The organism is Streptomyces muensis, assembly GCF_021474425.1.
GTDB lineage: Bacteria > Actinomycetota > Actinomycetes > Streptomycetales > Streptomycetaceae > Streptomyces > Streptomyces muensis.
The window spans coordinates 1-25,531 of the sequence record NZ_JAKEIP010000120.1 but is presented as its reverse complement, the minus strand read 5'-3'; the positions used below and the strand labels follow the sequence as shown (position 1 = coordinate 25,531).

Sequence of the window (25,531 nt, the reverse complement as noted above, 5' to 3'; positions counted from 1 at the left end):
GGAGGCGGCCCGGAGGGGGGCGAGTGAAGAGAGGGCGGGCCAAGAGGGCGCGCGCGAAAAGAGGGCGACTGCCGAGGAAGCCTCGCGGGAAACGGCACCGGCCCCCGAGAAGGGCACCGCCCAGCCCGCGGAACACCCCGCGGAGCACCCGGCGGAACTGACCCCCGCCCGCCAGCGTCTCGCCCTCGCCCAGGCCGCCCTGCTGTCCGCGCTCGTCGCGGGGACGCCGGTGCCGGAGGGATTCGACCGGGTACGGCTCGGCGTGCAGGCACGCGCGCTCGCCGGGAAGCGGGCGGACGTCGTGGCGAAGGTCGCGCCCGAACTGCCGGTGATCCTCGGCGACGGCTATCGGCGGGCCTTCCTGGCCTACGGCCACGGGCACCCGATGACGGACGGCTATCGCCGCGACGCGCTGGACTTCGCCGGGTATCTGCTGGCCGAGGGGCGACTGGAAGACGCGCGAGTGCGCGCTGAGTTGCGGGAGTGGTGGCTGGAGCGGTCGGGACCGAAGCCGCACTCCAGGCGGCCGGGGGTACGACTGGCCCGGGCCACGCGCCGGGTGCTGCTGCGGCGCTGAGCCGCCTCGCCTACGCCAACCACCGTCCCGCCGCTGGACGGGGCGCCTCCTCCGAGTGTGCCGGGGTTAACATCCCGGTCCACAATCTCGGCGATTCGCCCCATTCCTCACCCTTTGACGCCGTACGCCACCCATCCCTACTCCCCCATTCGCCCGTATCCATCCCCGTTGCAACCATTCGCTCCTGTACGGCAGTTGGCGTAGACCCCCACGTACCCCGAAGTAATATGCCAACCCCACCCCCGAAGCGCACTAACGTGCGGTGCCGCAACAGGAGGCACCATGCGACCGCGACCGCGACCCCGACCCCCCGTCCACGGCCGAGGCATCTTCAGCGGCACCGGGATCATCATCACGGGCCTGGCGGCGACGCTGTTGGCGATGATCTTCCCGATCTGGTCGTACGCCGACCGGTCCGGGACCGGACTGGACACGCTCAACGCCGAGACCGTCTCGACCGGGTACGGGCCGCTGTCCGCGCTCGACCGGGACTTCATCACCAAGGTCCGGCTGGCGGGACTGTGGGAGCTGCCCGCCGGGCAGCAGGCACAACAGAAGGGGTCGACTCCCGCCGTACGGACCGCGGGGCAGCACCTGGTGGAGGGGCACGCGTTCCTCGACGAGCGGGTGCGCGACGTCGCCGGCAAGCTCAGCCTGGCCCTGCCCAACGAGCCCACCGAGCAGCAGCGGGAGTGGCTGGCGACCCTGAGCGCGGCCGAAGGCGTCGACTACGACTGGCGGTTCGCCAACATCCTGCGTCTTGCGCACGGCAAGGTGTTCTCCGTCGTCGCCCAGGTGCGGGCCAGTACGCGCAACACCCTCGTCCGCAAGCTGGCCGACGACGCCAACCGCACGGTGCTGGACCACATCACGGTCCTGGAGGCCACCGGGTACGTCGACTTCGACGCCCTGGCCCGCGACATGGTCGCCGACAGCACCCCGCCGCTGACGCCCTCCCCCGCGCTGCCCGGCCCGACCGCCGACCCGGCGCCCGCCGTCCCGATGACCCCGCCGCCGTCGCCCTCGCCCAGCTACACCCTCCCGCCGGCCGCCACCAGCCCGCGGGCGGAGGGCTTCGAGGTGTCCTGACCGCGCCCGGACTCCGCATCCGGAACGTCACATCCCGGCAACTCTCCGTCCGGATGGTGAACAAGCCATGGCGCCTCAAGGGCCTTTGGCATAGAAACGCGGCATGTTCTGGGTCCTTCTCCTGCTGCTGGCCTGGGCCGTCGCCGGCACCGCGTGCACGCGGCTGTGCCTGGCCGCCGTGCACGCCGCCGCCATGGACACCAAAGAGGCGACCGCGGGCCGGGGACACGATCTGACGTTGTACGAGGCCGCGTTCCTGTCCGGCGGACCGCGGCGGGTCGCCGATCTGACCCTCGTCTCCATGGCACGGCAGCGCCGACTGCTGCTCGCACACACCGGCTGGGCGACGGTCGTCGATCCGCGCGGGCGGGACGAGATGGAGCGCTCGGTGATAGGGGCCATCGGGCCGGAGGGACAGTCCCGGATCGAGCCGGTACGGGACGCCGCGGCCGCCGCCGAGGCGGTGGGCACCCTCGCCGACCGGCTGGTCAGCGCCGGCCTCGCCGTGCCCGACGGGGCGCGCACCGGGATCGCGGCGGCGATCCGGCGGGTGCGTCTCGCCGCGGCCATCGTCCTCGCGCTGGGGGCCGTCGCCCTGCTGGCGCCCGCCCGGTCCGACATGCCGGCCCACCTGGTCGCGCTCTGGTTCGCGCTGCCCTTCGTGCTCACCCTGAGCTGCCTCGCCATCGCCCGGATCGAGATCCACCCGTACGCGCAGTGGGCCTCCCCGGCCGGGCAGCGGCTGCTCAACGCCCTGGTCCGGCGCTCCCGTGGCGCCGACGACCGCACCTACCTCACCTCCGTCGCCGTACGGGGCGTGCGCGCGATCGGCGAGCCGGATCTGCGTGCCGCCTTCGCCCACCGCGACCCGCCCGGTGACGCATAGGGGGCATTGAGGCGACACCGGCGAGGCGGTGCTTGCCTTCCTCAACAGACGAACGAAATATCCCTTTTGTTGCTGCCGTGCTGCGAAGGGATACGCGATGAGAGCTGCCGCCCTCTACTCGGCCGCGGGGGCTCTGCTCCTGACGACCCTCTCCGCCGCCCCGGCCGGCAGCACCGGGGCCGCCCCGGGCACGGCCGAGCAGCACGGCGCCGGAGTGGCCGCCGCGCGCGCCAAGGCGGCCGGCATCGCCTTCGGCAAGTGCGCCAAGGAGCAGGACCTGCCGGGCAAGATGGAATGCGGCACGGTGTCCGTCCCGCTCGACTACTCCCGCCCCGACGGCAAGCAGATCAAGCTCGCCGTCAGCCGGGTACGGGCCACGCACAAGGACCCGCACAACAGCAAGCGCCGGGTGCCGGGACAGGGCTCCCTGGTCTACAACCCGGGCGGCCCGGGCGCCTCCGGACTGCACTTCCCGCTGATCGGTCTGCTGCCCGAGTGGAAGCGGCTGGCGGCTGCGTACGACCTCGTCGGCTACGCCCCGCGCGGAGTGGCGCCCTCCGCGCCGCTGACCTGCCAGGACCCCAAGACGTTCGTCCAGGGCCCGGCGCTCGCGCCGACGCACCCCTCGGAGGCGTACAAGAAGGAGCGGATCGCCCGGGCGAAGGCGTACGCGCGCGGCTGCGCCAAGCGCACCGGCAGCGCGCTGCGGCACTACAACTCCCTCAACAACGCCCGTGACCTGGACGTCCTGCGGGCCGCGCTGGGCGAGTCGAAGCTGACGTTCATGGGCGCGTCCTACGGCACCTACTTCGGCGCGCTGTACGCGACGCTCTTCCCCTCGCACGTACGGCGCATGGTGTTCGACTCCGCGGTGAACCCGGACCCTTCGCAGATCTGGTATCGCAACAACCTCGCCCAGTCGGCCGCGTTCGAGGGGCGGTGGGAGGACTTCCGGGAGTGGGTCGCCGAGCACGACGACGTGTACGGGCTCGGGGACACCCCTGAGGAGGTGCTGCTCAGCTACGAGAAGGTGCGGGAGCGGCTGGCCGAGGAGCCGGCGGGCGGGAAGGTCGGGCCGGGGCAGCTGCAGGAGGCCTACCTCCAGGCCGGCTACTACGACGACTACTGGCCGTCCCGCGCGAAGGCGCTGTCGGCGTATCTGAAGGGCGACGCGAAGGCACTGGTCGAGCTGGCCGCGCCGGTGAAGGAGGCGGCGGCCGAGGATGAGAACTCCAGCGCGGTCTACACGGCCGTGGAGTGCAACGACGCGCCCTGGCCGACGGACTGGGCGGTCTGGGACCGGGACAACACACGGCTCGCCCGCGTGGCGCCGTTCGAGACCTGGGACAACGCGTGGATGAACCTGCCGTGCGCCTACTGGCAGGCACCCCGGCAGAAGCCGCTCGATGTGCGGACCGGACCGGGTGAACTGCCGCCGACGCTGATCCTGGCCGCCGAGCGCGACGCCGCCACGCCGTACGAGGGCGCGCTGGAGATGCAGCGGCGGCTGGCGGGCTCGGTCCTGGTGACGGAGCGGGACGCCGGTACGCACGGCATCGCGTACGGCCCGAACGCCTGCGTCAACGGTCACGTCGACGCGTACCTGCTGGAGGGCCGCCTCCCGGACCGGCGCGCGGCCTGCGAGGCGCACCCCGAGCCCAAGCCGGAGCGCCCGGGCGACGAGCAGGCGAAGGAGAAGCTGGGCGACCGGGCGGCCGCGACGAAGCCGGGCGGCCGCCCGCAGGAGGCGGCCACCGCCCGGCTCCCGCACTGATCAGGATCGCCGCTGGGCGCCGGACCTCCGGCCGCCCCGGGGCCACCGCGACCGCTCAGGCCAGCCCGGCCACCAGCTCGGCCACCGACTTGCGGCGCCCGGTGAAGAACGGCACCTCTTCGCGGACGTGCATCCGGGCCTCCGAGGCCCGCAGGTGGCGCATGAGGTCGACGATGCGGTAGAGCTCGTCGGCCTCGAAGGCCAGCAGCCACTCGTAGTCGCCCAGTGAGAACGAGGCGACCGTGTTGGCGCGGACGTCCGGGTAGCCGCGGGCCATCTTGCCGTGGTCGGCGAGCATGCGGCGGCGGTCCTCGTCGGGCAGCAGGTACCAGTCGTAGGAGCGCACGAACGGGTACACGCTGACGTAGTTGCGCGGCGTCTCGTCGGCGAGGAACGCCGGGATGTGCGAGCGGTTGAACTCGGCGGGGCGGTGCAGCGCCATGTTCGACCAGACGGGCTCCAGGGCGCGGCCCAGCTTGGTGCGGCGGAAGAGGTTGTACGCCTCCTGGAGCTGGTCGGCGGTCTCGGCGTGCCACCAGATCATGAGGTCGGCGTCGGCGCGCAGCCCGGACACGTCGTACGTGCCGCGGATCGTCACGTCCTTCGCGGCGAGCTGGTCGAACAGCTCCTGGACCTCGTCGGCGTAGCCCGCGCGGTCCTCGGGGAGCACGTCCTTCAGCTTGAAGACGGACCAGAGGGTGTAGCGGATGACCTCGTTGAGGTCCTTGGCCAGCTTGCCCTTGTTCGGGATCCTGCCGGACTCGGTGGTGGTGGCGTCGTCACTCATGCCCTTATTCTCCCGCTCCGCCGTGGAGACTCTGCACCGGGTGGGCGGTGAGCTCCTGCACACCGCGCAGATCGCCCCCTTTTTTTGGCTCGTTCGCCTCCGGGGCGCTCTCAGCCGGTGTCGAGAGCCCGACCGTGCTCAGCCCTTCGGGCCTCCGCGCGCTCGACCTCTCGACACCGGCGCGCCCCTACGACTCACTCGCGGTCCAGCTGGTCGACGGCCGCGTACGCGCTCGCGACGCAGGCCGGGATGCCCACGCCGTCGTACTGCGCGCCGCACACGGCGAGGCCCGGCACCTTGGCGACGTGCTCGCGGACGCGGGCCACGCGCGCGTGGTGGCCGACGGGGTACTGGGGCAGGCCGTCGGTCCAGCGGGTGACACGGGTTTCCAGGGGGGTGGCGTCGAGGCCGGTCGCCGCCTGGAGGTCGCGGCGGGAGACGTCGACGAGGTGGTCGTCGTCGCGGCCCAGGATCTCCGTCTCGCCGTACCGCCCGACGGACGTGCGCAGGACGAGGGTGTCCGGGTCCTCGTCGGCGATCCAGCCCCACTTCTGGGAGGCGAACGTCGACGCCTTGATGGTGCGCCCGTCGACCGGCGGCACGAGGAAGCCGCTGCCCGCCGGGAGGTCGGTGTCGGCGCGGCGGTAGGCGAGCGTGACCAGGGCCATCGAGGCGTACTCGATGCCGTCCAGCTCGGTGGCCGCCCCGGGGGCCTCGGCGCGCAGCAGGGCGGCGGCGGCCGGGGCGGGGACGGCGACGACCACGGCGTCGGCCCGCAGCACTCGGTCACCGGCGACGACGCGCCACCCCGTCGGCTCCTCGCGCCGCAGCTCGCTCACCGGCGCCCCGGTCACGATCTCGCCGCCGCGCGCACGCACCGACTCCGCGACGGCGAGCGGGAGTTGGCCCACGCCGCCCTCGATGCCCATGAACACCGGCCCGGTCTGGTGGTTGGCCGCTGCCTTGGCCTGGATCTCGCGGACCGCCTCGGTGAGCGAGTCGTGCGTGCGCGCGGCCTGGTAGAGCTGCGGGACGGCCGAGCGCATCGAGATGCGGTACGCGTCGCCCGCGTACACGCCGCCCAGCAGGGGTTCGACCAGCCGGTCGACGACCTCGCGGCCGAGGCGGGCCGCCACGTACTCCCCGACCGCCACGTCGTCGCCGACCTCGGTGCGGGGCAGGTCGGCGTCGCGCTCGATGCGGGCCAGGCCCTCGTCGGACAGGACGCCGGTCAGGGCGGACGCGGTGCCGGGGACGCCCATGACATGCCCCTTGGGCATGGGGCGCAGGGCACCGCGGGTCCAGATCGAGGCGGTGGCGGTGGCGGGCGGCTGGAGGCGCTCGTCGAGACCCACCTCGCGGGCGAGGGCGACGGCCTCCGGGCGGCGGGCCAGCATCGACTCGGCGCCCAGGTCCACACGCACGCCCGCGATCCGGCCCGGCAGCAGCTTGCCGCCGACCCGGTCCGACGCCTCCAGGACGGTCACCCGCCGGCCGGCGTCCAGCAGCCGGTGGGCCGCGGCGAGCCCGGCGATCCCGCCGCCGACGACCACGACCCGGCCTGTACCCGCACCCGCAGGAGTCTCCACTTCGCGCATGTCCACAGCCTCTCAGACCCCACTGACAATCCCTCCGCGCCCCGGTGTCCTTCACGAGTCCTGACCGTGACCGCATCGGGACCGGTCACCGCCAACGTTTGGCCGCACCCCCGCGTCGAAGGAGCGTCAGTCGTCACGACGACCCTCGGGGGTACGCCCAGATGCACACACGACGTTCCGCACGATCCACGGGATCCGCGCGATCCGCGCGCCCGGTCCAGGCCCTGGCCGGCCTCCTGCTGGCCGCGGCCCTCGCGCTCACCGGCTGCAGCGCCTCGGGCGACTCGGGCGGCAGCACCGCCGCCGGGGACAAGGCCGCGCGGGCGGAGTCCCAGGCGGACTCGCAGCAAGGAGCCAAGGAAGACGCCCCGGGCGGCGGCTACGGCTCCGAGGCCGGCAAGGCGACCGCGCCGCCCAAGGCCACCGCGAGCCACATCATCCGTACGGCCTCCCTGACCGTGCAGGTCAAGGACGTGCCGAAGGCCCTCGACGAGGCCCGGAGCACCATCGAGAACGCGGGCGGTTACGTCGGCAACGAGACCACCAGGCGCGACGCGGAGGGCCACGAGCAGACCCGTGTCGTCCTGCGCGTGCCCGTCGACCGGTACGCCGACGTCCTCGCTGACCTGGAGGGCGCGGGCAAGCTGATCGAGCGCAGCGCCAAGGCGCAGGACGTCACCGACCAGGTCGTGGACGTGGAGAGCCGCATCAAGTCGCAGCGGGCCAGCGTCGCCCGGATCCGCGAGCTGATGGACCAGGCGACCAGGCTCAGCGACGTGGTGACGCTGGAGGGCGAGCTGAGCTCCCGCCAGGCCGACCTGGAGTCGCTGCTGGCCCAGCAGGCGTCCCTGAAGGACCGCACCAGCCTGGCCACCATCACCCTGTCCCTGTCGGAGACGCCGGTGAAGAAGGCGGTGGCGAAGGACGACGACCCCGGTTTCCTGGACGCGCTCGCGGGCGGCTGGGACGCGTTCGTGACGATGCTGCGCTGGCTGGCGGTCGTGATCGGCGCCGTGCTGCCGTTCGCCGCGGTCGCGGCGCTGATCGTGCTGCTGTGGCTGAAGGTCCTGCGGCCCCTGCTGCCGCGCCGTCCGGAGCCCGCGCCCGTGACGACCGCCCTCGGTCCGCTGCCGATGCCGCGCACGGCAGCGCAGCCCACGCGCGCGGGCGACGAACAGAGCGGCGAGCAGGACTGAAATGCGGGGCCCTCGTAGCGTGTTCGCATGAACATGAGCGCTTCGAGGGGTGTGCCGGGTACGCGGGAACGACTGGTCGTGATCGGAGGGGACGCCGCGGGCATGTCCGCGGCGTCCCAGGCGCGGCGCCTGAAGAGCGCCGAGGATCTGGAGATCGTGGCCTTCGAGCGCGGCCACTTCACCTCCTTCTCCGCCTGCGGCATCCCGTACTGGGTGGGCGGCGACGTCCCCGATCGCGATCAGTTGATCGCCCGTACGGCCGAGGAGCACCGCGCGCGGGACATCGACCTGCGCATGCGGACGGAGGTCGTGGAGATCGACGTGGCCGGCGGGCGGGTACGCGCGCGTGCCGTCGATTCCGGCGACGAGTACTGGACGTCGTACGACAAACTCGTGATCGCGACCGGCGCCCGCCCGATCCGCCCCGACATGCCGGGCTTCGACGCCCCCGGCGTCCACGGTGTGCAGACCCTCGACGACGGCCAGGCCCTCATCGACACGCTGACCCGCACGCGTGGCCGCCGCGCGGTCGTGGTCGGCGCCGGCTACATCGGCGTGGAGATGGCCGAGGCGCTCATCAACCGCGGCTACGAGGTGACGGTCGTCAACCGCGGCAGCGAGCCCATGTCGACGCTCGACCCCGACATGGGCCGCCTGGTGCACGAGGCCATGGAGGGCCTGGGCATCACCATGGTCGACGCCGCCGAGGTCACCAAGATCCTCACCGGCGAGGACGGCCGCGTACGGGCGGTCGCCACGGAGGACACCGAATACCCGGCGGACGTGGTCGTCCTGGGCATCGGCGTCCGCCCGGAGACGACCCTCGCGAAGGCCGCCGGTCTCCCCCTCGGCGACCACGGCGGTCTGCTGACCGACCTGGCCATGCGGGTGCGCGGCCACGAGAACATCTGGGCGGGCGGCGACTGCGTGGAGGTCCTCGACCTGGTCTCCGGCCGCGAACGTCATATCGCCCTGGGCACCCACGCCAACAAACACGGCCAGGTCATCGGCACGAACGCCGCCGGCGGCTACGCCACCTTCCCCGGCGTCGTCGGGACCGCCGTCAGCAAGGTCTGCGACCTGGAGATCGCCCGCACGGGCCTCCGCGAGAAGGACGCCCACCGGGCCGGCCTCCAGTACGTCACCGCCACGATCGAGTCCACCAGCCGCGCGGGCTACTACCCCGACGCCTCGGCAATGACGGTCAAGATGCTCGCCGAACGCCGCACCGGCCGACTGCTGGGCGTACAGATCGTGGGCAGGGAGGGCGCGGGCAAGCGGGTCGACATCGCGGCGGTCGCCCTGACAGCCGGCATGACGGTGGAACAGATGACGTCCCTGGACCTGGGATACGCCCCACCGTTCTCCCCGGTCTGGGACCCGGTACTGGTAGCGGCGAGGAAGGCGGCAAAGGCGGTGAATGCCGGCACCTCGTAACAGGCGGCGCCGGCAACCCCCTCAGGGGCGCGGGGCTGTATCGATGTGCGGCTCCGCCGCGTGGGCGCGACCAGCCACCTACGGCCCGCACCCGCCGAACCACCCGCGCCCCTACGACGCTCACGCGCTGCCGTTGATCCTCTCAATGGCCTGCCGAGCCTGCTCAGCAGGCGGCCGCGACGGCAACGAGGACACCGACGCACTCACACTCGGCGGCATCGCGGCAGCCGCAGCGGGCTGCTCCCCTCCCGGCTTCGCATGCGCGGCACTCCGCGGGGAGCGCAACCGGTGACTCACAGCCTCGTCGAGAGTCACGGGACGCTGCATCTGCGAAGCGAGCCGCCCCGCCTCCTGCCCCAGCCGGGCCACGTCTTCCCACGGCAGCCGCACCACCACCGCGATCTCGGCCTCCCCGTCGGGCAACGCGTGGATCGGAGGAGTAACTCGGTCGTTCATCGCCTGTTCCTCACGTAGACCCCGCGACCCGCCTTCCCCGTGCCGCGGGCGGTTGAGAACAGATACGCGCGCCCGCGCACCGGCGTTCACCGATTCGCCGGACGTATCCCGGGCAGAAGAACCTCGTGGTCATCCCCGTCCATGACGTGAACCCGGTGCGCCGCACCCCCTGGGTGACATACGCGCTGATCGCCGCGAACGTCCTCGTCTTCCTGTCCACGCCCGGCATAGCCGGCTCCGTGGCCGGTGAGAGCAGCCTGGCCCAGGCCTGCCAGCTGCACGCGTTCTGGGACCACTACGCGGCGGTGCCGAGGGAGTTGGTCCACGACCAGCTGCCGGGCGTGGTCCCCACCGGCGACGTCGCCGTGGGACCGAACGGCCCCGGCTGTGTGGTCGGCCCGCCGGACTACGACAAGTCCCCGGCGCTGTCGGTCTTCACCGCCCTTTTCCTGCACGGCGGTTGGCTGCATCTGCTGGGCAACATGCTGTTCCTGCTGATCTTCGGCAACAACATCGAGGACCGCATGGGCCATGTGCGGTACCTGCTCTTCTACGTCGTCTGCGGCTACGCGGCGTCGTACGGCTTCGCGTTCCTCAACGACGACTCGGCCGACCCGCTGATCGGCGCGTCCGGGGCCATCGCGGGCGTACTCGGCGCCTATCTCGTGCTGTATCCGAAGGCCAGGGTGTGGGTGCTCGTCCCGTTCCTGATCTTCCTGCCGCTGCGGCTGCCGGCCTGGCTGGTGCTGGGCTTCTGGTTCGTGCTGCAGGCGGTGTACTCCAGCGGCGAGGGCGTCTCCGACGCGGGCACCGTGGCGTACGCGGCGCACATCGTGGGCTTCCTGGCCGGGATGGCGCTGGCCTATCCGCTCAAGCCGGGCACACCGCCGCCACCGGAGCCGCGCGGCCTGCTGTTCGGCAGGAGGGCGCGGCCCCACACGTGGTGAGCCTTGCTAGCGAGCGGTCTGCGTGTGGACGTACTCGACGAGCCGGGTCAGCGCGTCCGGGTCGGTGGACGGCATGACACCGTGGCCGAGGTTGAAGACGTGGCCCTCCAGGCCCGCCGCCGCGTCGAGGACCTCGCGGGTCTTGGCCTCGACCGCCTCGGGGGTGGTGAAGAGAATCGTCGGGTCGAGGTTGCCCTGGAGCGCCTTGCCGGGGCCGACGCGGCGGGCGGCCTCGTCGAGCGGGACGCGCCAGTCGACGCCGACGACGTCCGCGCCGGCCTCGCCCATGAGCCTCAGCAGCTCGCCGGTGCCGACGCCGAAGTGGATGCGCGGGACGCCGTAGCCGGCGACGGCCTCGAAGACCTTCGCGGAGGCCGGCATCACCGAGCGCTCGTAGTCGGCGGGGGCGAGGGAGCCGACCCAGGAGTCGAAGAGCTGGACCGCGGCGGCGCCGGCCTCGATCTGCACCTTGAGGAAGGCTGCCGTGATGTCCGCGAGACGGTCGAGCAGGTCGGCCCAGAGCTCGGGGTCGCCGTACATCATCGCCTTGGCGTTCTCGTACGTGCGCGACGGACCGCCCTCGACGAGGTAACTCGCGAGGGTGAAAGGCGCGCCGGCGAAACCGATGAGCGGGGTGGCGCCGAGCTCGCGGGTGAGCAGGCCGATGGCCTCGGTGACGTAGGAGACGTCCTCGGGGGTCAGGTCGCGCAGCCGGGCCAGGTCGGCGCGGGTGCGGATCGGGTTCTCGACGACCGGGCCGACGCCGGGCTTGATGTCGAGGTCGATGCCGATGGCCTTGAGGGGGACGACGATGTCGCTGAAGTAGATCGCCGCGTCCACGTTGTGCCTGCGCACGGGCTGCAGGGTGATCTCGGTGACCAGGTCGGGCCGCATGCAGGACTCGAGCATCGGAACGCCCTCGCGCACCTTGCGGTACTCCGGCAGGGAGCGCCCGGCCTGACGCATGAACCACACGGGGGTGTGCGGCACGGGTTCGCGCCTGCACGCCTTGAGGAAGGCTGAGTTCTTGACTGCGTCGGGGGTGGCGGTCGGCGGCGTCTGGTTGGCACTCACGGGGGCAAGTCTCGCACGGCCGTATCCGGCCCGGCGCCGGGGTTGCCGTGTTGTCCGGGTGTCTCTCCCTGCACGAAGCCCCCGTTCCCCTTAATCTTCCCGGCATGGCTGCGGCTCAGGAACGACTGTCGGACGGTACTGGCGGGATGGACGACGCGAAGGGCACCGGGGAGGCGGACCGGCATTCGAAGAGTACGGCTCCGCCGGCGTTCCGGGCGGCGGTCGACGCTCTGCGCGGCGCTCGGCTGCGGCCGCAGATCGAGGTCGAGCAGACCAAGGCGCCCCAGCGGCTGGCTCCGTACGCGTACGCGCTGGAGGCCGCCGTCGTCGACGGCGACCAGGACCTGGCCGACGGCCGTCTGGTGCTGCTGCACGATCCGGCGGGCCACGACGCCTGGCGGGGCTCCTTCCGGCTGGTGACGCTGGTGCGGGCGGAGCTGGAGCCGGAGATGGCCGCCGACCCGCTGCTGCCCGAGGTGTGCTGGTCGTGGCTGACCGGTGCGCTCCAGGCGCGCGGGCTGTCGTACGGCGAGCCGAGCGGCACCGTGACCCGGGCGAGCTCGCACTACTTCGGCGGGCTGTCCGAGCGCCCGGCGGCCTCGCAGATCGAGATCCGCGCCTCCTGGACTCCTCGCGAAGGCCTGGGCGGGGTGCCGGACACCGCGGCCCATCTGGCGTCCTGGTGCGATCTGCTCGCGCAGGTCGCGGGGCTGCCGCCGGCGGGGCCGGGGGACGCCTCGGTGGTGACGCTGCCGCAGCGCCGCGACCCGCAGTCCCGCTGACGACCACCGCCCGCACCGGCGCACTGCCGACACGGCGGCTTGACCGTCACTTTGTCGATACGGCCACTTTCGGTCAGGAAGCAGTCCATGATCGAGCCGTTTTGCTCGCCGAACGATCGACCAAGCGTCCGAATTGCCCCGATTGTTACTCACTAAATCGTGATCTTTCCCTAAAGGGCCAGAGGTTTGGTGCCGAAGACGACTGTGACCTTGAAAGCCGTCCCCGCACCCAGGAGGCCTGGTGTCCGTTCTCCTCGAGCAGCCCGCAAGCCTGGTCGCCTACCGCCCGAACAAGCCGACCGCCATGGTGGTCGTGGCCGATCCCCGCGTCCGCTCCACCGTCACCCGGCACCTCTGGGCGCTCGGTGTGCGCGACGTCATCGAGGCCTCGTCCATCGCGGAGGCTCGTCCCCGCATCGGCAACCCCCGCGACATCTGTGTCGCCGACGTCCACCTGCCCGACGGTTCCGGCCTGACCCTCCTGTCGGAGACCCGCGCCGCCGGCTGGCCGAACGGCCTGGCCCTGTCCGCCGCCGACGACATCGGCGCCGTACGCAACGCTCTCGCCGGTGGTGTGAAGGGCTACGTCGTCACCGGCACCCGCACCAACGTCGGGCTCCCCACCCGACCCGGTGCCGCTCCCATCGGCGCCGCCGCCGCCCGTATGCACCGTCGCCACCCGGGTGCCCCGAGCCACCCCGGCGGCTACCGCGAGCTGTCCGGTCGCGAGGTCGAGGTGCTGCGGCTGGTGGCGGAGGGCCAGTCGAACAAGGCGATCGGCGTCTCGATGGGCCTGTCCGCCCTGACCGTCAAGAGCCACCTCGCCCGTATCGCCCGCAAGCTCGGCACCGGTGACCGCGCCGGCATGGTCGCCGTGGCCCTGCGGACCGGCATCATCCACTGACACCGAGCACTCACTGACACCGAGCACTCGCTGACGCCAAGCCCCCGCTGCCGCCGAGCATTCACCGACCTTGATCATCCCCTGACCTCGACGACCACCCACCGACGTGACCGGGACCTGCCGCTGATCCCGCCCGCGTCCCCCACCTGTCGTGGACCGGATCCCGCACTGGGCCGACCGGTCGACGACCTTCAGGCGCCCGCCGACGGAACGTTCCGTCGGCGGGCGCTGTCCATGTGCGTCACCCCTGACGAACCGTCCGGGACAGCGACAGGTGAAGATCGCTCGCGGGGCGGAGCGGGAGGCTGTGAAGATCCACCGGGCGGGCGGCCGGGGCTGGTAGACAGTCGCACTGTCGAGCGTCGCCTTCCGGCCCTCGCAGTCCTCCCGCCTCGAAACGGAGCCCGTAATGCCCAAGTCCTTCTCTTCCTTGGCCTCGTGGGGCCTCACCGCCGCAGCCTCCGCTGCGCTGCTGGTGGGCTGCTCGTCGGAGGCCAAGCTGGCCAAGGACGAGGTGGCGAACTCGGTGGCCGAGAAGCTCGCCGCGCAGACGGGTCAGCCGAAGCCGGACGTCACCTGCCCCGAGGACCTCGCGGGCGAGGTCGGCACCTCGCTGCGGTGCAAGCTCACCGCGACCGACGGCACCAGCTTCGGTGTGACCGTCAAGGTCACCTCCGTCGAGGGCAGCACGATCCGCTACGACATCAAGGTGGACGAGACCGCCTCCTGAGCCCGACCCGGGCCGCGCTCGCCGGAGCGGTTCCGGCGGGCGCGGGGGAAATGTGTGACCGCGAGGTGCGGATTGTGAGGGAGCACCAGGGGGGTGGGCCCGCGAAAGGGCCTCGGGGGATGCTGGCGCCATGAGTGGAATCGAAGCAGTCCTGTTCCTGCTGGCGATTGCCGGCGTCGTGGCTCTCGTCGTGTGGGACCGCCGGGGCAAGGCCCGCAAGCAGCGCAGGGCCGAAGAGGCGTCCGCGCGGCTGCGGTCGTTCGCCGAGAGCCGGGGGTGGACCTACGAGGAGGGCGTGCCCAGCCTCGTCGACGCGTACCAGGGCGGCGAGCCGCTCCCGGACCGGGCCAGCGGCGTGATGGGGGACAACGTCATCAGCGGCACGTACCGCGGATTCGGCTTCCGCGCCTTCGAGTACCGCTACTACAACAGCGACATCGACACGGAGACGACGCAGGTCATCGTCCACTCCGTCTGGGCCCTGAACCTGGGCGTGGAGGTTCCGGACCTGCGCGTCCACCGCGACGGCTGGTTCGACACCCTCATGCGGGGGCGGGCCATGGAGCTGGGGATCCCGCGGCTCGACAAGGACTTCCACATCGTCTCCCGTGACGAGGAGCGTGCCCGCGCCGTACTGCTCGGCGGCCTGGCGGAGTTCCTGACCTCCGACCCCCGGGCCACGGAACTCCCGCTGCGGCTCCACGACGGTCAGCTGATCACCTCGCGGTCGCGGACCGAGCTGAGCGGTGAGACGTTCGACGAGCCCCTCGAGTATCTCGTCGACGCCGCCGGCCACTTGGGGTCGCTGTCACCCGCCCGGCCTCCGCAGGCGCCGTAGGACAGCGCCAGGCGGCCCTCCGAGGCGCACGATGCGGTCGCGCTATGAAGCTTCCCGGTAGGAATCATGTGAGGTCCACAGCCGGTGTCGCAGCGTCTTTGCCTTTGGGAGACCCTTTTTGCGTTCTCAACAATCAGGGCGCGGACGTGTGTTCGCGCCCGACTGGACGTAGAGGGGGGATCGGATGGGTCAGTTCGACGTGGAGCCGTCCGAACTGCGGTCGGCCGCCAAGAAGATCAAGGACTCCGTGGGCAAGAGCGACAAGGTGAAGCTCGACGAACTCGGCAAGTCGAGCGGCGACTTCGGCCACGGCGACGCGGCCAAGGAGTTCGGGCAGCTGATGGCCACCTGGACGCAGGCCGTCAAGAGCCCGATGAAGGAGGACGGGGAGAACTCCTCGGCCAAGCTGGACGAGAACGCCGAGTCCTACGAACGCTCCGAGCGGGAGTCCCAGAACCACTTCACCGGGCCCGCGGTCACCGCCGGCCCGGGCTACTGACGGGGAAGCGATGGCGGCACAACTCGGGTTCACTCGGGACCCGCGCGAACTGATCCCGGGCAACCCGTCGCAGCTCACGGCCGACGCGGACAAGCTCGACGGCCACGCGAAGACCCTCGACGGCATCGGGGACGAGCTCGGCTCCGTCCGTATCCCCAGCTGGCACGGCCAGGCCGGCGACGCCTTCTGGGAGGACTTCTCGGGCCAGAAGCAGAAGTGGTACCGCGGCTCGGACGCCCTCGGCGCGGCCGCGCAGGCGCTGCGGGACTACGCCGGCGCCCTGGCCTGGGCCCAGGGTCAGGCGGAGGACGCCATCCGGCTGTACGACGGGGGCGACGAGAGCGGCGGCGAGCAGTTGCTGGCGGCGGCGCGCGCCCACGTCGAGTCGGAGGGCGACGTGGCGGCCAAGAAGTTCAAGGCGCAGGGCGGTGAGGGCGACAACGCCCCCGACTGGCTGTTCTGGGCTTCGGAGGCGGCGCAGGACAACACCGGCGCGACGTCCAAGAAGATCCAGCGCACCGAGTTGGAACGGGCGCCCGAGACGAGGCCCGTCGGCGCCTGGGGCGACCACAAGAACATGACGCAGGCGGAGCGGGAGGCGCTGCGCGAGGGCAAGGGCCCGGGCATCACCGTCGCCGGCCCGTCCGTCAGCGCCGACGCCAAGGTCTGGGGCGCCGAGGCCAAGGACCGCGGTGAGTTCGCCGGCGGCGAGGTCTCCGGCAAGGCGGGCGTCAACCTCCTCGGCGTCGAGGGCTCCGCCGGAGTGGGCCTCGTCGACGGGAACGCCACCGCACAGGCGTCCGGCAAGGCCTACCTCGCCCAGGCCACCGCCGAGGGCAAGTACTCGGCCGGCTATTTCGAGGCCTCCGGCAAGGGCGAGGCGTACGCGGGCGCCGAGGCCGGCGTCAAGGGCTCCATCGGCACGGACGGTGTCCACGTCGGCGGTGAGGCCTTCGCCGGTGCCAAGGCCACCGCCGAGGGGCACGCCTCCGTCGCCGGTGTCGGCGTCGGTGGCACGGCTGAGGCGTGGGCCGGTGCCGGCGCCGAGGCCCACTTCGACGCCGGCATGAAGGACGGCAAGATCGTCATCGGCGGCGACGTCGGCGTCGCCCTCGGCGTCGGCGGCAAGCTCGGCGGCCAGATCGAGCTCGACCCGGGCAAGATCACCGACGCGGCCGGCGACGCGGTCGACGCGATCGGGGACTGGTTCGACTGACCCCGGCGGGGAACCCCGCCAAAGGCTCCCCGCCGTCCCCTCTCCCCTTCGTCCACGTCCCCGTCGTTTCCCGTACCGTCGGAACCCGTACCGCAAGGAGTTGATCCACCATGCCGGGCACACTTCCGGTGCCGCTCAGCATCGAGCTCCCAGAAGGCTGGCAGTCGGCGCCCCCGGAGGAGGTCGGCGCCCCGCAGGCCGCCTTCGTCGCGCTGCACATGGCCTCCCGGGGCCAGGGCTTCATGCCGAACATCACCGTCACCGGCCACACCCTCGACGGCTCGGCGAGCCTGCACGGCCTCGCCGAAGAGTCCGTACGGCGGCTGCGCGAGCACGTCGGCGCCGTCGAGGTCGTCAAGCGCACCGAGGTCGGCACCTCGCCCGCGCCGGGCCTCATCGACGCCCCGGGGATCGTGCAGAACCTGCGGATCCAGGCCACCGTCAACGGGCAGCCCATGGAGCTCGCGCAGAGCCAGTTCATCCTGGTGCTGGAGGACGAGCGGCGGCGCGGCGAACGTGCCGAGATCGAGATCGCGCTGACGGCGAGGACGAGCCAGCTCCAGGACGTCCTGGAGGATTTCCAGCGGTTTGTCTCCACCCTGCGCCCGGCCGCGCCCTCCTCGGAGAGCTAGGGACAGACCCAGGGCACACGTGGCCGAGAAGCATCGGTGGGGCGTGAGACACGGCGGGAGGTGTTTCCGCAGGTCAGCGGCAACGTGTCCAGAAGGCGCAGGTCAGGCGCTCAGCCTTGCGGATACCCTTGACAGGTGACCGACGCCCAAGACACCGCAGCAGACAGTTCACTGCGAACCACCGGAGGCGCCCCTCCGGACGACGGCGGATCTTCTGTTACGGAGGCGCCGATCCCTTTGCTGGAGCCCCGCGAGGGCATTCCGCCCGTGATCGCCGACGAGGCCGCGCTCGCCGAGGTGATCGCCCAGTTCACCGCGGGCTCCGGCCCCGTCGCCGTGGACGCCGAACGTGCGTCCGGCTACCGATACGGCCAACGCGCGTATCTGGTGCAGCTGCGCCGCGAGGGCGCCGGGTCCGCGCTGATCGACCCCGTCGCCTGCCCCGATCTGTCGGGCCTCGGCGAGGCGCTGTCCGGCGTGGAGTGGGTGCTGCACGCCGCCACCCAGGATCTTCCGTGTCTGCGGGAGATAGGCATGCTGCCGAGCCGGCTGTTCGACACCGAGCTGGCCGGGCGGCTCGCCGGGTTCCCCAGGGTCGGCCTCGGCGCGATGGTCGAGAGCGTGCTCGGGTTCGTGCTGGAGAAGGGCCACTCGGCCGTCGACTGGTCGACCCGTCCACTGCCCGAGCCCTGGCTGCGGTATGCGGCGCTGGACGTCGAGCTGCTCGTGGATCTGCGGGACGCGCTGGAGAAGGAGCTGGACCGGCAGGGGAAGCTGGAGTGGGCGCAGCAGGAGTTCGACGCGATTGCCGCCGCGCCGCCCGCCGAGCCGCGCAAGGACCCTTGGCGGCGGACGTCCGGGATGCACAAGGTGCGGCGGCGTCGGCAGCTGGGTGTGGTGCGGGAGCTGTGGCAGACGCGGGACCGGATCGCGCAGAAGCGGGACGTGTCGCCGGGCAAGGTGCTGTCCGACGCGGCGATCGTGGAGGCCTCGCTCGCCATGCCGGCGAACACGCATGCCCTGGCCGCGCTGAACGGGTTCGGGCATCGGATGGGGCGGCGGCAGCTGGAGCAGTGGCAGGCCGCCGTTGATCGTGCGAAGGCCTTGAGCGAGGCGCAGTTGCCGGCGCCGGGGCAGCCCGTCACCGGGCCGCCGCCGCCGCGTGCCTGGGCCGACAAGGATCCTGCCGCCGCGGCTCGGCTGTCTGCGGCTCGGGCCGCGGTGTCCGCGTTGGCGGAGCAGCTCAACATGCCTCAGGAGAACCTGATCACTCCGGACACGGTGCGGAGGGTTTGCTGGGAGCCGCCGAAGTCTGTCGACGCCGAGTCGGTTGCGGAGGCCCTGGCCGGTTACGGTGCTCGGGCCTGGCAGGTTGAGCAGGTTACGCCGGTTCTGGTTGCTGCCTTGTCCGCCTAGTCGCCGTAGGAGGTTCTCTCGTACGGCGACCAAGGGTTGTTCGTGGTTGCTCGCGCCCACGCGGCGGAGCCGCATATCGATACAGCCCCGCGCCCCTAGAAGCACCTCACCTGGTCGCTCCTTTCATGAAGCCGTTGTAGATGAAGCGCTGTAGGAGCAGAAAGACGATCAAGGTCGGCAGGATGACCAGGACCGCTCCTGCCGAGATCGTTTCCCAATGGGCGCCGAACGGGCCCTTGAAGCGGAACAGGGACGTCGAGATCACGCCAAGGTCTTCCGAGGGCATGTAGAGGAACGGGATGTAGAAGTCGTTGTAGGTGGTGATGCCCTTGACGATCACCACCGTCGCGATGGCCGGCTTCAGCAGAGGGAAGATGATTCTGCGGTAGATCGTGAACGCGTTGGCGCCGTCCAGGCGGGCCGCCTCGTCCAGGGATGTCGGGATCGAGCGGACGAACTGCAGGAAGATGTAGATCGAGACGATGTCCGTGCCCATGTAGAGGACGATCGGCGCCCAGAGGCTGTCGAACATGCCGAAGCTGTTGACGATCTGGAAGGTCGCGACCTGGGTGGTGACGCCGGGGACCAGGGCGGCGACCAGGAACAGGGCCACGACCAGCTTCTTGAAACGGAACGTGAAGCGGTCGATGGCGTAGGCCGTCATCGAGCCGATGAGGACCGTGCCGCCGATGGCGAAGAGCAGGATGATCGCCGTGTTGGCGAAGGCCGAGAGCATCCGGCCGTCCTCGAACGCCGTCGCGTAATTGTGGAAGTTCAGCAGGTCGCTCGGGAGGGCCAGGGCTCCGCTGTCGTCCGCCATCTCCCGCTCGGTCTTGAGCGAGGTCAGGACCACGGCCGCCAACGGCAGCAGGACCACCACCGTCGCGGCCACCAGGGACAGGTACATCAGCGTGCGGGCCACCGCGCCGCGTGTCATGCGAGGTCCACCTTGTCGTCGGGGACGAGGCGGCGCTGCACCCAGGTCACCGCCAGGACGATCAGCAGCAGGACGACCGCGGCGGCCGAGGCGAGCCCCGTCTTGTTGAACTGGAAGGCCAGCTTCACGGTCTGGATCACGAAGGTCTCGGTGCCGGTGGCCCCGCCCGTCATGATGTACGGGATCTCGAAGACCGAGAGCGAGCCGGAGATCGACAGGATCACGGTGAGGGACAGGACCGGCTTGATGCCGGGCGCGATGATGTGCCGGAACTGGTGCCAGCGGTTCGCGCCGTCCAGTTCGGCCGCCTCGTACAGCTCTCCCGGGATCGACTGGATCGCGCCGAGGAAGAGGACGAAGTTCAGGCCCAGGTAGCGCCAGACGGAGACGGCGGCGAGAGAGGTGTTCGCCGACTCCGGGGTGCCGAGCCAGGCGCGGTCCGTCTCCACGCCCAGCAGGCTCAGTACGGAGTCGAGGGTGCCGCCGTCCTGGAAGAATAAGAGGAAGACGAAGCCGATCGCGACACCGTTGATCAGGTACGGGAAGAACAGCACGCCCTTGAAGAAGTTCCGGAAGCGGACGTTGAAGCTCAGGATCGTGGCGAAGTAGAGGGCGGCGACGATCTGGAAGACGGAGGCCGCCAGGTAGTAGCCGCTGACCCAGAAGACCTCGAAAAGGTCGGAGCGGGTGAAGAGTTCGGCGTAGTTCCCGGTGCCCGTGTAGTGCAGCTCGGGGCTGACGCCGTCCCAGTCGGTGAAGCTGTACGCGACCATGTTGGCGATCGGCGCGTAGGTGAAGACGATCAGCAGGGCGAGCGGCGCCAGCAGAAAGAGCCACGGGGTGGCCCCGCGCCACAGGCGTGCCGTGCGCGGGGCGGGGGCCGGTTCGGGGGCGGCGCCCGCCGTCCCCGTGGTGGCCTTGAGGGCCGCCGGTCCGGTCGTCGTGTCCGTCATCAGGACCCCAGGGACTGCTGGGTCTCGGTCCACTTCCTGCCGAGGTCGTCCAGGAAGTCGTCCAGGTCGCCCTTGGTGGCGCCGCGGGCGAGGTCGACGAGGTCCTGGCGGTAGTCGGGCTTGTAGATGCCGATCTCGGACTGGTTGTCGATGGACTTGACCTCGGCGCCCTTGGTGTCGTCCAGGTCGAGGATCCTGACCCCGGTCTCCTCGTACGGCTTCATGATCGTGGGCAGCGGGGCGGACTTGAGCGGGGACAGCGCGAGGTTGTCGGCCGCGTAGCCGGACTTGTCGGTGAACCAGTCGAGCCAGGCGCGGGCCGCCTCCTTGTGATCGGAGTGGATGTTGACGGCCTGGTTGTAGTCGGGCTGGGCCGTCGCGCAGAACGTGCCGTCCTTCTGCGCGGGGAAGGGCATGAACCCGATGTCGTCCGGGTCGGTGCCGGCCTGCTTCGCCGCGCCCTGCATCTGGATGACCGCCCAGGAGCCGAGCCACATCGTGGCGATCTCGCCCTTGGCCAGCCTGGGCTTGGACGCCTCCCAGTTGGTGGTCGTCGGGTCCTTCTCGACGAGCCCTTCGTGGACGATGTCGTACAGCAGCGTGTCGGCGGTACGGACATCGGCGCCCTCGGCCCACGGGTCGCCCTCGGCGAGCTTGGTCGTGGCCTGCTCGTCGCAGCTGACCGAGCCGTTGACCTGGGTCCACTGGGTCAGCGGCCACATGTCCTTGAAGTTGGTGTAGTAGGGGATCGCGTCGGTCTTCGACCTGATCGCCTTCAGGTCGTCGAGGAACTCGGCCGGTGTCGTCGGCCAGTCGGTGACCCCGGCCTGCTGCCAGACCTTCTTGTTGTAGATGAAGCCGGGGACGGCACCGAGCGGGCTCTGGCCGTAGACCTTGCCGTCCACGGTGGTGTAGTCGGTGAAGCGGTACTTCTCGCTCCGCTCTGCCTGACTGCCCAGGGAGGCGAAGAACCTGGGGTAGTCCTTCTTCTCGATCACCGCGGGGATCATGAGGACGTCGCCGTAGTTCTCCGTGTTCATACGGATCTTGACTTCGCCCTCGTAGTCGGTGATGGCGTCGAACTCGACCTTCACCTCGGGATACGTCTTGTTGAACTCGGTGGCGTACTTCTTCATCGTCCCGTCCTGCACGAGGTCGGTGCGATGGGTGAGGACAGTGATGGTGCCGCTCACCTTCGACGGGTCGTCGGCCGCCTTGGCTTCGGCGCCCTGCGAACTTCCTCCGGTGCCGGTGCAGGCCGAGAGCAGCAGGGCACCCGTGGCGGCGGCGAGGACTGTACGGCGGTTCATGTGCGTCAGCTCCGTTCTGGGGACGGGGACGGACGAGCACGAGCGGGTTGGCTGGTTCCGAACTCTGACAACGTTTTCTTAACCGGTAAAGTCCGTATCTCGCCAACGATGCCAAATTCTGTTCCAGCACTGGGATGGATCGGTTTAGGAGTGCGCATGCTTCAGGCCACACCGCTCACCGACGGATGGACCCTGCGGCACGAGGGAGCCGCGCTCCCCGCCGCCGTGCCGGGCTGTGTGCACACCGATCTGCTGGCGGCCGGGGTGATCCCGGATCCCTTTCTCGGGCGCGCCGAGGCCGAAGTGGCGTGGGTGGGGCGGCGGGACTGGACCTATGAGACCGACCTGGCCGTCGCGTCCCGCCATGAGCAGACCGACCTCGTCTTCGACGGGCTCGACACCGTCGCCGAGATCTCGCTCGACGGCCAACTCCTCGGCCGGGTACGGAACATGCACCGCTCGTACCGCTTCGACGGGACGGGGCTGAGTGGGCGGCTCTCGGTGCGTTTCGCCTCCGCGTACGCCGAGGCCGAGGCGGTGCGCGGCAAGCTGGGCGAGCGGCCGGCCGCCTATGCCGAGCCCTACCAGTACCTCCGCAAGATGGCCTGCTCGTTCGGCTGGGACTGGGGGCCGACGCTGGTGACGGCCGGGATCTGGCGGCCGGTGCGGATCGAGCAGTGGTCGACGGCCCGGATCGCCCGGGTGCGGCCCCAGGTGACCGTCGAAGAGGGCACCGGACACGTCGAGTTGGTGGTCGACGTCGAGCGGACCCGGGTCGAGGCGACGCTCACCGTCGAGGCGACGGTCGGCGGGGTGCGGGCGCGGGCCGAGATCGAGGGGACGGGCGGGGTCGTACGGCTGTCCGTGCCGGACGTGGACGTGTGGTGGCCGCGCGGCTATGGCGAACAGGCGCTGTACGACGTCGAGTTGACGCTGCTGCACGGCGGCGACGCGCTGGACGTGTGGCGGCGGCGGATCGGCTTCCGCACCGTCGAGCTGGACCGCCGGCCCGACGCCCACGGCACTGGTTTCACCCTCGTAGTCAACGGTGAGCGGCTCTTCGCGAGGGGCGTCAACTGGATCCCGGACGACGTGTTCCCGTCCCGGGTGACGCGGGAGCGGTACCGCCGGCGGCTGCAGCAGGCGGCCGACGCGGGCGTGGACCTCGTACGGATCTGGGGTGGCGGGATCTACGAGAGCGAGGACTTCTACGACGCCTGTGACGAACTGGGCCTGCTGGTCTGGCAGGACTTCCCGTTCGCCTGCGCGGCCTATCCGGAGGAGCAGCCGCTGCGCGGGGAGGTGGAGGCAGAGGCCCGGGAGAACGTCGTACGGCTGATGCCGCATCCCTCGCTCGTGCTGTGGAACGGCAACAACGAGAACCTGTGGGGGTTCCGGGACTGGGAGTGGGAGCCGCGGCTGACCGGGGAGTCCTGGGGCGAGGGGTACTACCTGGGGCTGTTGCCGCGGGTGGTGGCCGAGCTGGATCCGACGCGGCCGTACACGGCGGGGAGTCCCTGGTCCGGTTCGTGGGACCACCACCCGAACGACCCGGCGCACGGCACGCATCACTCCTGGGAGGTGTGGAACCGGGAGGACTACGCCGACTACCGGCTGAGCGTGCCGCGTTTCGTGGCCGAGTTCGGCTGGCAGGCGCCGCCCGCCCACGCGACCCTGCGGCGCGCTCTGCCGGGTGAGGAGCTCGCGCCGGACTCCCCCGGCATGCTGCACCACCAGAAGGCGGACGACGGCAACGGGAAGCTGCGGCGGGGTCTTGAGCGGCATTTCGCCTTCCCCGAGGGGGACTTCGACCGCTGGCACTATCTGACGCAGGTCAACCAGGCGCGGGCCGTCGCGGCCGGGATCGAGCACTGGCGGTCGCACTGGCCGGTGTGCGCGGGCACCGTCGTGTGGCAGCTGAACGACTGCTGGCCGGTGACGTCCTGGGCGGCGATCGACGGGGACGGCCGGGAGAAGCCGCTGTATCACGAGCTGCGGCGGCTGTACGCGGACCGGTTGCTCACGCTTCAAGTGCGGGAGGGCGGGCTGGAGTTGGCCGTCGTCAATCAGGCGGCGCAGGAGTGGGCGAGCTCCGTTCGGCTGCGGCGGATGACCGTCGAGGGGGTGGTGGTCGGGGAGGCGAGCGTGGGGTTCGCCGCCGGGGCGCGGGAGGTGGCCCGGGTGGGGGTACAGAGGGAGCTGGAGCCGGGCGGACCGAAGGAGTTCCTGGTCGCGGACGTGGGTGAGCTGAGGGCCGTGCACTTTCCCGCCCCCGACCTCGAAGTGCCGTATCCCCGGCCGGAGTTCGACGTCGCGCTGGCGCCGGGCGGCGGCGTGACGGTGACGGCCCGTACCCTCGTACGGGATCTGCTGCTCCAGGCCGACCGGCTGGATCCGGACGCGGTGGCCGACCGGGGGCTGGTCACGCTGCTTCCCGGCGAACAGGTGACCATCGATGTGCGTCACTGGGAGACTCCTGACGCCGAGGCCGCACGATCGGCCCTGTACTGCATGGAGCCCAGCCGATGACGGCAACGCCGACACCCCGCGTCACCATCAAGGACGTCGCCGCGCGCGCCGGTGTGTCCAAGGGGGCCGTGTCCCTCGCCTTCAACCACAAGCCGGGACTGTCCGAGGCGACCCGGGACCGGATCTTCCGGGCCGCGCGGGAGCTGGGCTGGGCGCCCAACCTCACGGCGCGGACGCTGGCCGGGTCGCGGGTCGACGTGGTGGGTCTCGCGATCTGCCGGCCGGCCCGGCTGCTCGGCCTCGAACCCTTCTACATGGAGTTCGTCTCGGGCGTGGAGAGCGTCCTGACCGAGCACTCCTGCTCGCTGCTGCTGCGGCTGGTGCGGACCGTGGAGGAGGAGACGGGGCTCCAGGAGTCGTGGTGGCGAGGGCGGCAGATCGGTGGGTCGATCCTGGTCGACTTCCGTGCGGACGACCCGCGGGTGGCGATGGCGCAGCGGCTCGGGATGCCCGTCGTCGCGGTCGGGCATCCCTCGCTCACGGGCGGGCTGACCTCGGTGTGGACCGACGACGCCAGCGCCGTGACGGAGGCCGTGCGGTATCTGGCCGCGCTGGGGCATCGGCGGATCGCCCGGGTGGGCGGTGCGGCGGCCCTCGGGCACACGTCCATCCGTACGGCGGCCTTCGACGAGGCGGCGGGGGCGCTGGCGCTGGCCGGGGCGTGGCAGGTGGCGACCGACTTCTCCGGGGACGCGGGGGCGCGGGCGACGCGGTCCGTGCTCTCGGCCGCGCCGACCGACCGGCCGACGGCGATCGTGTACGACAACGACATCATGGCGGTGGCGGGGTTGTCGGTGGCGGCGGAGATGGGGTTGCGGGTGCCGGAGGACGTGTCGTTGCTGGCGTGGGACGACTCGCAGTTGTGCCGGTTGACGCATCCGACGTTGTCGGCGATGAGTCATGACGTGCACGGGTTCGGGGCGGAGGTGGCTCGGACCTTGTTCGGGGAGATCGTGGGGGGTGG

24 protein-coding genes and 1 pseudogene are annotated in these 25,531 nt (G+C 71.2%); 17 read left to right on the top strand and 8 right to left on the bottom strand.

The window, feature by feature from the left end:
- The 4 genes from L0P92_RS25670 to L0P92_RS25655 form a co-directional block, all read left to right on the top strand.
- Positions 1-577, top strand: a 577-nt coding sequence (locus tag L0P92_RS25670; protein WP_505016547.1) for an SCO6045 C-terminal-like domain-containing protein, incomplete at its 5' end; no start/stop codon positions are given.
- Between the two features lie 282 nt (positions 578-859).
- Positions 860-1,666 (top strand): DUF4142 domain-containing protein, encoded by an 807-nt coding sequence (locus tag L0P92_RS25665; RefSeq protein ID WP_234765357.1) that lies wholly within the window; start codon positions 860-862, stop codon positions 1,664-1,666.
- Positions 1,667-1,769: 103 nt separating this feature from the next.
- Positions 1,770-2,552: a TIGR04222 domain-containing membrane protein gene (locus tag L0P92_RS25660; RefSeq protein ID WP_234765356.1), complete on the top strand. Its 783-nt coding sequence runs from the start codon at positions 1,770-1,772 to the stop codon at positions 2,550-2,552.
- A gap of 97 nt (positions 2,553-2,649) precedes the next feature.
- Positions 2,650-4,326: an alpha/beta hydrolase gene (locus L0P92_RS25655; protein WP_234765355.1), complete on the top strand. Its 1,677-nt coding sequence runs from the start codon at positions 2,650-2,652 to the stop codon at positions 4,324-4,326.
- A gap of 55 nt (positions 4,327-4,381) precedes the next feature.
- Here the strand turns inward: L0P92_RS25655 and hemQ are convergent, their stop codons facing one another.
- The 3 genes and pseudogenes from hemQ to hemG form a co-directional block, all read right to left on the bottom strand.
- Positions 4,382-5,113, bottom strand: coding sequence for a hydrogen peroxide-dependent heme synthase (hemQ, locus tag L0P92_RS25650; protein WP_234765354.1), 732 nt, complete (start codon positions 5,111-5,113; stop codon positions 4,382-4,384).
- Positions 5,114-5,117: 4 nt separating this feature from the next.
- Positions 5,118-5,189: pseudogene (locus tag L0P92_RS45770) on the bottom strand (protoporphyrinogen oxidase); the annotation flags it as partial.
- Between the two features lie 118 nt (positions 5,190-5,307).
- Positions 5,308-6,711 carry a protoporphyrinogen oxidase gene (gene hemG, locus L0P92_RS25645; protein WP_234765353.1) on the bottom strand — a complete coding sequence of 468 codons (1,404 nt, stop codon included), beginning with the start codon at positions 6,709-6,711 and terminating at the stop codon, positions 5,308-5,310.
- 161 nt (positions 6,712-6,872) lie between these two features.
- Here hemG and L0P92_RS25640 point away from each other — a divergent pair, with 161 nt between their 5' ends.
- Together L0P92_RS25640 and L0P92_RS25635 are read left to right on the top strand one after the other, a co-directional pair.
- Positions 6,873-7,907: a DUF4349 domain-containing protein gene (locus L0P92_RS25640; RefSeq protein ID WP_234765352.1), complete on the top strand. Its 1,035-nt coding sequence runs from the start codon at positions 6,873-6,875 to the stop codon at positions 7,905-7,907.
- 27 nt (positions 7,908-7,934) lie between these two features.
- Positions 7,935-9,344, top strand: coding sequence for an FAD-dependent oxidoreductase (locus L0P92_RS25635; RefSeq protein ID WP_234765351.1), 1,410 nt, complete (start codon positions 7,935-7,937; stop codon positions 9,342-9,344).
- Positions 9,345-9,464: 120 nt separating this feature from the next.
- On the opposite strand, the gene L0P92_RS25630 is transcribed toward L0P92_RS25635, so the two are convergent.
- Positions 9,465-9,800, bottom strand: a complete 336-nt coding sequence (locus L0P92_RS25630; RefSeq protein ID WP_234765350.1) for a hypothetical protein — start codon at positions 9,798-9,800, stop codon at positions 9,465-9,467.
- Positions 9,801-9,925: 125 nt separating this feature from the next.
- Between L0P92_RS25630 and L0P92_RS25625 the strand changes: the two genes are divergently transcribed.
- Positions 9,926-10,747: a rhomboid family intramembrane serine protease gene (locus L0P92_RS25625; protein WP_234765349.1), complete on the top strand. Its 822-nt coding sequence runs from the start codon at positions 9,926-9,928 to the stop codon at positions 10,745-10,747.
- Positions 10,748-10,753: 6 nt separating this feature from the next.
- Here L0P92_RS25625 and hemE read toward each other — a convergent pair whose 3' ends face one another.
- A complete protein-coding gene (hemE, locus tag L0P92_RS25620; RefSeq protein ID WP_234765348.1) occupies positions 10,754-11,821 on the bottom strand; it encodes a uroporphyrinogen decarboxylase in 1,068 nt (355 codons plus the stop codon).
- Between the two features lie 146 nt (positions 11,822-11,967).
- On the opposite strand from hemE, the gene L0P92_RS25615 reads away from it, so the two are divergent.
- The 8 genes from L0P92_RS25615 to L0P92_RS25580 all read left to right on the top strand — a co-directional run bounded on the left by L0P92_RS25615 (position 11,968) and on the right by L0P92_RS25580 (position 18,838).
- On the top strand, positions 11,968-12,603 hold the full coding sequence (locus L0P92_RS25615; protein ID WP_234765358.1) for a DUF3000 domain-containing protein: 636 nt from the start codon (positions 11,968-11,970) through the stop codon (positions 12,601-12,603).
- Between the two features lie 241 nt (positions 12,604-12,844).
- On the top strand, positions 12,845-13,507 hold the full coding sequence (locus L0P92_RS25610; RefSeq protein WP_003997051.1) for a response regulator transcription factor: 663 nt from the start codon (positions 12,845-12,847) through the stop codon (positions 13,505-13,507).
- Positions 13,508-13,916: 409 nt separating this feature from the next.
- Positions 13,917-14,237 (top strand): DUF4333 domain-containing protein, encoded by a 321-nt coding sequence (locus tag L0P92_RS25605; RefSeq protein ID WP_234765347.1) that lies wholly within the window; start codon positions 13,917-13,919, stop codon positions 14,235-14,237.
- Between the two features lie 130 nt (positions 14,238-14,367).
- On the top strand, positions 14,368-15,075 hold the full coding sequence (locus L0P92_RS25600; RefSeq protein WP_234765346.1) for a hypothetical protein: 708 nt from the start codon (positions 14,368-14,370) through the stop codon (positions 15,073-15,075).
- 184 nt (positions 15,076-15,259) lie between these two features.
- Positions 15,260-15,574: a WXG100 family type VII secretion target gene (locus L0P92_RS25595; RefSeq protein WP_234765345.1), complete on the top strand. Its 315-nt coding sequence runs from the start codon at positions 15,260-15,262 to the stop codon at positions 15,572-15,574.
- A gap of 10 nt (positions 15,575-15,584) precedes the next feature.
- Positions 15,585-16,790, top strand: coding sequence for a putative T7SS-secreted protein (locus L0P92_RS25590; RefSeq protein WP_234765344.1), 1,206 nt, complete (start codon positions 15,585-15,587; stop codon positions 16,788-16,790).
- Between the two features lie 110 nt (positions 16,791-16,900).
- Positions 16,901-17,422: a hypothetical protein gene (locus L0P92_RS25585; RefSeq protein ID WP_234765343.1), complete on the top strand. Its 522-nt coding sequence runs from the start codon at positions 16,901-16,903 to the stop codon at positions 17,420-17,422.
- A 135-nt stretch (positions 17,423-17,557) separates the two neighbouring features.
- The gene (locus tag L0P92_RS25580) at positions 17,558-18,838 is read left to right on the top strand and encodes a ribonuclease D (protein WP_234765342.1); all 1,281 of its coding nucleotides are present in this window, start codon (positions 17,558-17,560) and stop codon (positions 18,836-18,838) included.
- Positions 18,839-18,944: 106 nt separating this feature from the next.
- Here L0P92_RS25580 and L0P92_RS25575 read toward each other — a convergent pair whose 3' ends face one another.
- From L0P92_RS25575 to L0P92_RS25565, 3 genes are read right to left on the bottom strand one after another with little or no spacing between them, the layout of a single operon-like run.
- Positions 18,945-19,775 carry a carbohydrate ABC transporter permease gene (locus tag L0P92_RS25575; RefSeq protein ID WP_234765341.1) on the bottom strand — a complete coding sequence of 277 codons (831 nt, stop codon included), beginning with the start codon at positions 19,773-19,775 and terminating at the stop codon, positions 18,945-18,947.
- On the bottom strand, positions 19,772-20,728 hold the full coding sequence (locus tag L0P92_RS25570; RefSeq protein WP_234765340.1) for a carbohydrate ABC transporter permease: 957 nt from the start codon (positions 20,726-20,728) through the stop codon (positions 19,772-19,774). Before L0P92_RS25570 ends, L0P92_RS25575 begins: the two co-directional genes overlap by 4 nt.
- Positions 20,728-22,038: an ABC transporter substrate-binding protein gene (locus L0P92_RS25565; RefSeq protein WP_234765339.1), complete on the bottom strand. Its 1,311-nt coding sequence runs from the start codon at positions 22,036-22,038 to the stop codon at positions 20,728-20,730. Before L0P92_RS25565 ends, L0P92_RS25570 begins: the two co-directional genes overlap by 1 nt.
- Before the next feature lie 156 nt (positions 22,039-22,194).
- Between L0P92_RS25565 and L0P92_RS25560 the strand changes: the two genes are divergently transcribed.
- On the top strand, positions 22,195-24,567 hold the full coding sequence (locus L0P92_RS25560; RefSeq protein WP_234765338.1) for a glycoside hydrolase family 2 protein: 2,373 nt from the start codon (positions 22,195-22,197) through the stop codon (positions 24,565-24,567).
- A partial coding sequence (locus L0P92_RS25555) for a LacI family DNA-binding transcriptional regulator (RefSeq protein ID WP_234765337.1) occupies positions 24,564-25,531 on the top strand: 968 nt, incomplete at its 3' end. The genes L0P92_RS25560 and L0P92_RS25555, both read left to right, overlap by 4 nt.

Coding starts and splice junctions, on each gene's coding strand:
- L0P92_RS25665 (WP_234765357.1), top strand. CDS start 860: ATGCGACCGCGACCGCGACCCCGACCCCCCGTCCACGGCCGAGGCATC.
- L0P92_RS25660 (WP_234765356.1), top strand. CDS start 1,770: ATGTTCTGGGTCCTTCTCCTGCTGCTGGCCTGGGCCGTCGCCGGCACC.
- L0P92_RS25655 (WP_234765355.1), top strand. CDS start 2,650: ATGAGAGCTGCCGCCCTCTACTCGGCCGCGGGGGCTCTGCTCCTGACG.
- hemQ (WP_234765354.1), bottom strand. CDS start 5,113: ATGAGTGACGACGCCACCACCACCGAGTCCGGCAGGATCCCGAACAAG.
- hemG (WP_234765353.1), bottom strand. CDS start 6,711: ATGCGCGAAGTGGAGACTCCTGCGGGTGCGGGTACAGGCCGGGTCGTG.
- L0P92_RS25640 (WP_234765352.1), top strand. CDS start 6,873: ATGCACACACGACGTTCCGCACGATCCACGGGATCCGCGCGATCCGCG.
- L0P92_RS25635 (WP_234765351.1), top strand. CDS start 7,935: ATGAACATGAGCGCTTCGAGGGGTGTGCCGGGTACGCGGGAACGACTG.
- L0P92_RS25630 (WP_234765350.1), bottom strand. CDS start 9,800: ATGAACGACCGAGTTACTCCTCCGATCCACGCGTTGCCCGACGGGGAG.
- L0P92_RS25615 (WP_234765358.1), top strand. CDS start 11,968: ATGGACGACGCGAAGGGCACCGGGGAGGCGGACCGGCATTCGAAGAGT.
- L0P92_RS25605 (WP_234765347.1), top strand. CDS start 13,917: ATGCCCAAGTCCTTCTCTTCCTTGGCCTCGTGGGGCCTCACCGCCGCA.
- L0P92_RS25600 (WP_234765346.1), top strand. CDS start 14,368: ATGAGTGGAATCGAAGCAGTCCTGTTCCTGCTGGCGATTGCCGGCGTC.
- L0P92_RS25595 (WP_234765345.1), top strand. CDS start 15,260: ATGGGTCAGTTCGACGTGGAGCCGTCCGAACTGCGGTCGGCCGCCAAG.
- L0P92_RS25590 (WP_234765344.1), top strand. CDS start 15,585: ATGGCGGCACAACTCGGGTTCACTCGGGACCCGCGCGAACTGATCCCG.
- L0P92_RS25585 (WP_234765343.1), top strand. CDS start 16,901: ATGCCGGGCACACTTCCGGTGCCGCTCAGCATCGAGCTCCCAGAAGGC.
- L0P92_RS25575 (WP_234765341.1), bottom strand. CDS start 19,775: ATGACACGCGGCGCGGTGGCCCGCACGCTGATGTACCTGTCCCTGGTG.
- L0P92_RS25570 (WP_234765340.1), bottom strand. CDS start 20,728: ATGACGGACACGACGACCGGACCGGCGGCCCTCAAGGCCACCACGGGG.
- L0P92_RS25565 (WP_234765339.1), bottom strand. CDS start 22,038: ATGAACCGCCGTACAGTCCTCGCCGCCGCCACGGGTGCCCTGCTGCTC.
- L0P92_RS25560 (WP_234765338.1), top strand. CDS start 22,195: ATGCTTCAGGCCACACCGCTCACCGACGGATGGACCCTGCGGCACGAG.